Source organism: Pseudomonas sp. NBRC 111127 (assembly GCF_001320345.1).
In the GTDB taxonomy this organism is placed as follows: domain Bacteria; phylum Pseudomonadota; class Gammaproteobacteria; order Pseudomonadales; family Pseudomonadaceae; genus Aquipseudomonas; species Aquipseudomonas juntendi.
In genome coordinates this window covers 81,160-89,463 of record NZ_BCBD01000004.1, presented here as the reverse complement: position 1 = coordinate 89,463, position 8,304 = coordinate 81,160, and the positions used below count along the sequence as shown (strand labels likewise).

The following is an 8,304-nucleotide window of genomic DNA, read 5'->3' as shown; positions in this document are numbered from 1 at the left end:
GCCCACCCGTGGGAACTGCGCCGTGGCCCGTTCACCGAAGACACCTTCGCCGAGCTGCCGGAAAAAGACTGGACCCTGCTGGTACAGGCCGTCGACCAGTTCGTTCCGGAAGTCGCCGAGCTGCTGGAGAACTTCCGCTTCCTGCCCAGCTGGCGCATCGATGATGTGATGATCAGCTTCGCTGCCCCTGGTGGCAGCGTTGGCCCGCACTTCGACAACTACGACGTGTTCCTGTTGCAGGGCCACGGCCAGCGCAACTGGAAGGTCGGCCAGATGTGCAGCAGCGACAGTGCGCTGCTGGAGCATGCCGACCTGCGTATCCTGGCCGAGTTCGAGCAGGGCGAAGAATGGACCCTGGAGCCAGGTGACATGCTGTACCTGCCACCACGCCTGGCCCACTACGGCGTTGCCGTGGACGAGTGCCTGACCTACTCGGTTGGCTTCCGTGCCCCTAGCGCCGCCGAAGTACTCACCCACTTCACCGACTTCCTCGGCCAGTTCCTGCCCGACGAAGAGCGCTACAGCGACGCCGACGCCCAGCCTGCCAGCGACCCGCACCAGATCCAGCATGACGCCCTCGACCGCCTCAAGGCGCTGCTCGACAAGCACATGAACGACAAGGACCTGCTGCTGACCTGGTTTGGCCAGTTCATGACCGAGCCGCGCTACCCGGAACAGATCGTCGGTGAAGAGCTGAGCGAAGAGGAGCTGGTCGATGCGCTGGAGCAAGGCGCCATCCTGATCCGCAACCCGAGTGCCCGCCTGGCCTGGTCGGCATTCGAAGACGACCTGCTGCTGTTCGCCAGCGGCCGCAGCTGCCCATTGCCTGGCAAGCTGCGCGAGCTGCTGAAACTGGTGTGCGCGGCCGACGCCCTGCACATCGACAACCTCGGCGAATGGCTGCAGGATGAAGATGGCCTTATGCTGGTACAGCAGCTGGTGAAACAAGGAAGCCTGGGATTCGCCAATGAATAAGATTCGTGTGCGCCTCGCCGACTGGCACAAGGACAACGCCGACATCCGCCGTATCCGTGAAGCGGTGTTCATCGCCGAACAGCACGTGCCGCCGGAGCTGGAATGGGACTCGGAAGATCCGACCGCCGTGCACTTCCTGGCCCTGGAAGGGGACTATCCGATCGGCACCGCCCGCCTGCTGCCCGATGGCACCATCGGCCGGGTTTCGGTATTGAAGGACTGGCGCGGGCTGAAGGTGGGTGACGCACTGATGAATGCGGTGATCGTCGAAGCGCAGAACCGTGACCTGAAGCAGCAGATGCTCAGCGCCCAGGTCCACGCCACGCCGTTCTACGAGCGGCTGGGCTTCCGCGTAGTCAGCGAAGAGTTCCTCGAAGCCGGCATCCCGCACGTAGACATGGTGCGCGACTCGCGCCCCTGACCCATAGCCTTTACCGGCCTCTTCGCGGGTAACCCGCGAAGAGGCCGGCGCAGGCAGGTGACATGCTCACTCACAAAAAGCTGTACATCCATCCAGATAAAACTTGCCTCCGCGCCCCTGCTTGCGCATCCTAGTGCTCATCATTCCCCGATGAAGCGTTCCCGGCCATGCGCCTGTTCCTCTGCGAAAAACCCTCCCAGGCAAAAGACATCGCCAAAGTGCTCGGCGCCACCCGCAAGGGCGACGGCTGCTGGCAAGGCACCGACGTCTGCGTAACCTGGTGCATCGGCCACCTGCTGGAAACCGCCCCGCCCGACAGCTACGACGAACGCTACAAGCGCTGGAACCTGGCCGACCTGCCGATCATTCCGGACAAATGGAAGATGCTGGTCAAACCCAAGACCGCCAGCCAGTTCAAGGCGGTCAAGCGCCTGCTTGGCGAGGCGCGCGAGCTGGTAATTGCCACCGACGCCGACCGTGAAGGGGAAATGATCGCCCGTGAGCTGGTCGAGCATTGTCGCTACCGTGGCCCGGTGCAGCGCCTGTGGCTGTCGGCACTGGATGACGCGTCCATTCGCAAGGCCCTGGCGCGCCTGCTGCCGGGGCACGAAACCTTCAACCTGTACCACTCGGCGCTGGGCCGTTCCCGCGCCGACTGGCTGATCGGCATGAACATGAGCCGGCTATTTACCCTGCTGGGCCGCCAGTCCGGCTACCAGGGTGTGCTGCCGGTGGGGCGTGTGCAAACCCCTACCCTGCGCCTGGTGGTTGACCGCGACCGCAGCATCGCGAACTTCGTGCCGGTGCCGTTCTGGGCTATCGACGTGCAGCTGGAACACGCCGGCCAGGGGTTCAACGCGCAATGGCGGGCGCCGGAAGACGCCTGTGACGACCAGGGGCGCTGCCTGAACCAGGCACTGGCGCAACGAGCGGCTGCCGATATCGGCCAGGCCGCCACCGCAACGGTCATGAAGGTGGCCACCGAGCGCGTGCGCGAAGCAGCGCCATTGCCCTTCGACCTCGGTACCCTGCAAGAGCTGTGCTCGAAAAAATTCGGCCTCGGCGCCCAGGAAACCCTCGATATCGCCCAGGCGCTGTACGAAACCCACAAGCTGATCACCTACCCGCGCAGCGACTGTGGCTATCTGCCGCAAAGCCAGCACGCCGAGGCAGCAGGCATCCTCGCCGCCCTGCAACGGGCCGATGCCAGCCTGGCGCCCCTGCAGCCCTACCTCGAGCCGCAACGCCGCTCGCGGGCCTGGAACGACGCCAAGGTCAGTGCCCACCACGGCATCATCCCCACCGCCGCTGCCAGCGACCCGGCGCGCCTGCCAGCCAAGTACAAGGCGGTGTACACCCTGATCCGCGCCCGCTACCTGGCGCAGTTCCTGCCCAACCACGAGTTCGACCGCACCCAGGCCGACTTCGACTGCGCGGGCCATGCCCTGCGCGCGGTGGGCAAGCAGATCGTCGAGCCCGGCTGGCGCCGCGCCCTGCCCGAAGCCCTGACCCCGAGCAAAGGCCGCGAGGCGCCCCCCGCCCAAGTGCTGCCAGCATTACGCGAAGGCCAGGACTGCAGCGTGCAAGGCCTGCAACTCAAAGACCTGTGGACCCAGCCGCCCAAGCCCTTCAGCGAGGGCGACCTGATCAAGGCAATGAAGAACGTCGCCAAGCTGGTGGACGACCCGCGGCTGAAACAAAAGCTCAAGGAAACCACCGGCATCGGCACCGAGGCCACTCGGGCGAGCATCATCCAGGGGCTGCTAGACCGCGGCTACCTAGTGAAGAACGGCAAGGCATTGTCGGCCACGCCTGCCGCGTTCAGCCTGATCGACGCCGTGCCCCGTGCCATCGCGGACCCAGGCACGACGGCCATCTGGGAGCAGGCCCTGGACATGGTGCAGAGTGGCGAGATGAGCCTGGAAGACTTCGTCGCCCGGCAGTCGGCATGGATGGGCAAGTTGGTGGAGCGTTGCCAGGGTATGCGCATGACCATCAGCGGGCCGGCAGCCGGGGCGGCGCCGCCGTGGAAGAAGAAGCGGCGTAGCGGTGCTGGAAAAAGCAAACCGACTGGGAGCAAGCCGGCGGCTGGCAAACCGCGTCAGCCTCGGAGGAAGGCAGCAACCTGACACTTATGCATTGCCAGTACCGGCCTCTTCGCGGCTAAAGCCGCTCCCACCTGTGGAAGCGGGTTCAATCGCGAAGAGGCGAGTACGGTCACTGCAAATCACCCATCAGGTACCGCTTTTCAACCGGCTGAACGCCCGGGTGAGCTCGCGGTTGAATGCCTTGCCATTGTCATTCTTGCTATACAACCGCGCCCTCACCTCAGCCGGTGGGTAGGTTCCCGGGGCATTGCGAATATCTGCATCCACCAGGCCATCAGCCGCGGTGATCGCATTGGCGTAGTGAATGGTATCGGTAATCGGCGCGATCACTTCCGGGCGCATCAGGTAATCCATCAGCTTCCAGGCCGCCTCGGGATGCGGCGCATCCTTGGGCACCACCAGCGCATCCAGCCAGATCAACGTGCCTTCCTGCGGAATGCTGTAATCCAGCACGAACGCCTTGCCCGCCTGCTGCGCCTGCCCTTGGGCGATAGCCACATTGCCGTTCCACGACATCGCCACGCAGGTTTCGCCATTGGCCAGGTCGTTGATGTTGCGATCGTTGTCGAAGTAACGAATGTACGGGCGGACCTTGCGCAACTGTGCTTCTGCCGCCTTCAGGTCTTCAAGGCGCTGCTGGTTGATGTCCAGGCCCATGTAGCGCATCACCGCGGCGAACACTTCATTGGGGTCGTTGAGCAGGCTTACCCCACAGTCGGCGAATTTCGCCACCACTTGCGGGTCGAACAGCATAGCCCAACTGCCCAGCGGTGCGTCGGCCATGCGCATGGTCACGGCCTGCTGCTGGTAACCCACGCCGGTGGTGCCCCAGGCATAGGTCCCGGCGTAGCGGTTGCCTGGGTCGAACACAGCCATGTGCTGGCGAAACTCCTCGCCGATGCCCGCCAGGTGCGGCACCTTGGCTTTGTCCAGCGGCTGCAAGGCGCCGCTGGCGATCGCGCGGCTCAGGTGCTGGCCGGCACTGAGCACAACATCGTACCCGCTACCCCCGGTCAGCAACTTGGTCTCAGCGGTTTCCAGCGAGTCGAAATGGTCGGCGACCACCCGGATGCCGGTTTCCTTCTCGAAATTGCGCAGGGTATCCGGGGCGAGGTATTCGCCCCAGATATACAGATTGACGCTGGGCTGTTGTGCGTCGGCCGCCAGGGCCACCGATGCCGTGCAGCCCAGGGCGGCCGCAGCCGCCAGCGTGGTCAGTTTCATCAGCGGCGGCCTCCGGCGTATTGCGGCATGGTGATGCAGGCGACGTTGCCGCCACCGAGCAGGATTTCGCGGGAGTTGTCGATGCCGATGATGCGGTGCTCGGGGAACAGTTCGGCAAGGGTCGCCTGGGCGACGCTGTCGTTGCGGTCACCGAACAACGGCACGACGATAGCCGAGTTGCCGGCGTAGTAGTTGATGTACGACGCGCAGATGCGGGTCCCGGCCTCACGCAGGTGAGTCCCTTCGACCTGGTCCAAGCCTGCCGCCTCCTCGGCAGTCCACTGCAATACGTCGGGCTGGGGCAGCTTGTGCACCTTCAGCTCTCGACCGCGGGCATCGCGGGTGCTGCGCAGGATGTCGTAGGCCTCCTGATAGATCTCCCACTGCGGGTCATCGCGGTTATCGGTCCACTGCAGCACCACTTCGCCTGGGCGCACGAAGCACGCCAGGTCGTCGACATGGCCATCGGTCTCGTCGAACTTGCAGCCACGGGGCAACCAGATCACCTGGTCCGCGCCCAGGTAATCCTCCAGGCGGCGGGTGACCTCGGCTTTGCCCAGGTGCGCGTTGCGATTACGGTTGAGCAGGCACTGCTCGGTGGTCAACAGGCTGCCCTGGCCGTCACTCTGAATACCACCAAGCTCGGCGATCAATGGGGCGCGGTAACGGTCCAGGCCTTCGATTTCGAGCATTTTCTGGGCGATCTGGTCGTCCTTGTCCCACGGATAGTAGAGGCCACCGTCGAGCCCACCGTAGGCGTTGAACTCGAAGTCGACGCCGCGCACTTCGCCGCTGCTGTCGTTGACCACGAAGCAAGCACCGCTGTCGCGAAACCAGGTGTCGTTGCAGGTCATTTCCACCACCCGCACCTGCGGCGGCAGCATGCGCCGGGCGTTGGCGTACTGCGCAGCAGAGGCGCAGACCGTGACGGGCTCACTGGACGCGATTGCGCTGACGATATCGACCCAGACTTTCTGCGCAGGCTTGGCACCATTGCGCCATACGTCCGGGCGCTCGGGCCAACCGAGCCAGCATCGCGCCTTGCGCTCGAATTCGCCAGGCAAGCGGAAACCATCGGCTTTGGGGGTGGTGGTGAGCGAACGTGCCATGGGTCAACCTCGTGTCGGTGAGCGATGACTGCACGCTACGCCGCCCCGCGCTGGGCATCCAACGATGAAAACTCAGCGATAGCTGAATTCAATTCAACTGTCACCCAGCTGTTCGATGAACCAGTCGATGAATTCGGCCACCGGCGCCCGCTCCAGGCGCAGCCGCTCGCACACCAGCGCGTACTGCCCCTGTGCCGTCACACTGGCACTGAACGGGCGTACCAGCCGGCCGCTCTGCAAGTCAGCCTGACAGGTCAGGTTGTCCCCCATCGCGATGCCCTGCCCCAGCAATGCAGCCTCCAGGGCCAGGGCGGCGTGGGGGAAATACAACTGGCGGGTGGGCAAGGCGTCCTCGGCGTGGGTGGCCAACCAGGTGGTCCAGGTGCGGCCGTCCTGATCATCATGCAGCAGGCAGTGGCGCACCAGATCGCGCGGGCGCTTGAGGCCGCCCTGGTTGAACAGCCCCGGGCTGCACACCGGGAAGAACTGCAGCAGCGGCAAGGGCCGGACGAAGTGCGTGCTGGCGTCCAGGGCACTGGTACCGTAGGTGATGGCCAGGTCGACATCCAGTGCCGGAGCGCCGGCATCGATCGGCTGATCGTGCAAGTGCAGAGTGATGTGCGGGTAACGGCTGGTGAAGTCAGCCAGGCGCGTCACCAGCCATTTCTGTGCCAATTCAGCGGTCACCGCCACCCGCAACACCGCCTGGGAGCCAGGGTCTCGCAGTTCGTCGCAGGCCTTGCCGATCAGTTCGAAGGCTTGTTGCAGGTGATGCAGCAGGCGCCCGGCTTCGGCACTGGGGCGTACCTGACGGCCGACACGCTCGAACAGGGCAACACCGAGTTGCTCCTCGAGTTGGCGAATCTGGTGACTGACAGCGCTGTCGGTGACACACAGTTCGGCGGCGGCGCGGCCGAAGTGGCCGTGGCGGGCAGCACATTCGAAGGTGCGCAAGGCAGTCAATGAAGGCAGGCGGCGCATGGTGTTTTCCTGATAGGGCCTTGTGTCGCGCAAGGGTCGCAGAGCGGCATCCGATCATATATCCAACCACGGGGGAAAAACGAACAGGTTGGCATCATGAAAATACGATGCTAGATTTTCATGAAAATAATCACAATAAATTTCATCAGGCCCCCGCATGTTCAAGCAATCCGCTCAGCACGTCGCCAGCTACTACGCCCAGACCTACCCCGCCAGCATCCCTCTGCGCCCTACCCTGCAAGGTCGCCACGACACCGAGGTGCTGATCATCGGCGCCGGTTTCAGCGGCCTGCACACCGCCCTGCGCCTCACCCAGGCCGGCAAGCGCGTGGCGCTGCTGGAAGCCAGCCGCGTGGCCTGGGCCGCGTCCGGTCGCAACGGTGGCCAGGCGCTACTGGGCTGGTCCTGCGATATGGCGCCGCTGGAAAAGGCCCTGGGCGTCGAACGCACCCGACGGCTGTGGACCAGCATGTGCTGGGCCGCCGACGAAATGCGCGAACTGCCCGAGCGCCATGGCTTCGACATCGATTACCGGCAGGGCAGCCTGTGGACCGCCGTACTGCCGGGCCGTGTGAAGATACTCGCAGAAGCCCTGCACGACGCCGAGCACAAATGGGGCTACGACGCCCTGCGCCTGATCGGTCGCGACGAGCTGCCGCAATGGATCCACAGCCCGCGCTACCAAGCCGCGCTGTACGACGCCAAAGGTGCTCACCTCAACCCGCTGAAGCTGGCCCAGGGCCTGGCCAGCACCATCGAGGCCGCTGGCGGGCGCATCTACGAGCAGAGCCAGGTGCTCGACTACCAGCAGGCCGGCAGCGGCTACGTCGCCCGCACCGAGCAAGGCGAAGTACGCTGCGACGTGCTGGTGCTGGCCTGCAACGCCTATATCGACCGCCTCGACTGCGGCCTGGCGCGCCGCCTGTTGCCGGTTGGTTCCTATCAGGTAGCCACGGCACCGCTGGACGCCGACCTCGCCCGCTCGCTGCTGCCGCGCAACAGCTGCGTGATCGACAACCAGTTCGTCCCCGACTACTTCCGCCTGACCCCGGACCACCGCCTGCTGTTCGGCGGCGGCTGCACCTACCTGGGCGGTATTCCCAAGGATGTCGCCAGCGCCACCCGCCCACACCTGGAGCGGGTGTTCCCGCAACTGGCCGGGGTGGCCATCGATTATGCCTGGGGCGGCCATATCGACTGCAGCATCCAGCGCACCCCGGACGTCGGCCGCGCGGACCAACGCTACTGGCTGCAGGGTTTCTCCGGCCACGGCGTGCTGCCGACCCTGGCAGCGGCACGGGCAGTCAGCGACGCCATCCTTGGCGATGACGACCTGCTGACGCTGTACCAAGGCATCGACAATGGCCACTTCCCCGGCGGTAACCTGCTGGCAGCACCGCTGGAAGCCGCCGCCAAGGCCTGGTACCGGATGCGGGACCGCGTCTGAAGGGCAAAACTGGTGCTGACAACCTTGGCCTGCGAGGAT

The 8,304-nt window shown here is 64.9% G+C and carries 7 protein-coding genes; 4 read left to right on the top strand and 3 right to left on the bottom strand.

From position 1 onward, the window contains the following. From APH30_RS01810 to APH30_RS01800, 3 genes are all read left to right on the top strand, one after another. A partial coding sequence (locus APH30_RS01810) for a cupin domain-containing protein (protein ID WP_054911528.1) occupies positions 1 to 975 on the top strand: 975 nt, incomplete at its 5' end. Continuing rightward, a complete protein-coding gene (locus APH30_RS01805; protein ID WP_009683126.1) occupies positions 968 to 1,396 on the top strand; it encodes a GNAT family N-acetyltransferase in 429 nt (142 codons plus the stop codon). The genes APH30_RS01810 and APH30_RS01805, both read left to right, overlap by 8 nt. Before the next feature lie 167 nt (positions 1,397 to 1,563). After that, on the top strand, positions 1,564 to 3,525 hold the full coding sequence (locus APH30_RS01800; protein ID WP_054911527.1) for a DNA topoisomerase III: 1,962 nt from the start codon (positions 1,564 to 1,566) through the stop codon (positions 3,523 to 3,525). 105 nt (positions 3,526 to 3,630) lie between these two features. Here APH30_RS01800 and APH30_RS01795 read toward each other — a convergent pair whose 3' ends face one another. The 3 genes from APH30_RS01795 to APH30_RS01785 form a co-directional block, all read right to left on the bottom strand. Further along, positions 3,631 to 4,728: an extracellular solute-binding protein gene (locus tag APH30_RS01795; RefSeq protein ID WP_033690472.1), complete on the bottom strand. Its 1,098-nt coding sequence runs from the start codon at positions 4,726 to 4,728 to the stop codon at positions 3,631 to 3,633. After that, a complete protein-coding gene (gene aguA / locus APH30_RS01790; RefSeq protein ID WP_047149923.1) occupies positions 4,728 to 5,837 on the bottom strand; it encodes an agmatine deiminase in 1,110 nt (369 codons plus the stop codon). Before aguA ends, APH30_RS01795 begins: the two co-directional genes overlap by 1 nt. A gap of 93 nt (positions 5,838 to 5,930) precedes the next feature. Then, on the bottom strand, positions 5,931 to 6,818 hold the full coding sequence (locus tag APH30_RS01785; RefSeq protein WP_054911526.1) for a LysR substrate-binding domain-containing protein: 888 nt from the start codon (positions 6,816 to 6,818) through the stop codon (positions 5,931 to 5,933). 157 nt (positions 6,819 to 6,975) lie between these two features. Here APH30_RS01785 and APH30_RS01780 point away from each other — a divergent pair, with 157 nt between their 5' ends. After that, positions 6,976 to 8,265 carry an FAD-binding oxidoreductase gene (locus APH30_RS01780; protein WP_054911525.1) on the top strand — a complete coding sequence of 430 codons (1,290 nt, stop codon included), beginning with the start codon at positions 6,976 to 6,978 and terminating at the stop codon, positions 8,263 to 8,265. Positions 8,266 to 8,304 lie beyond the last annotated feature (39 nt).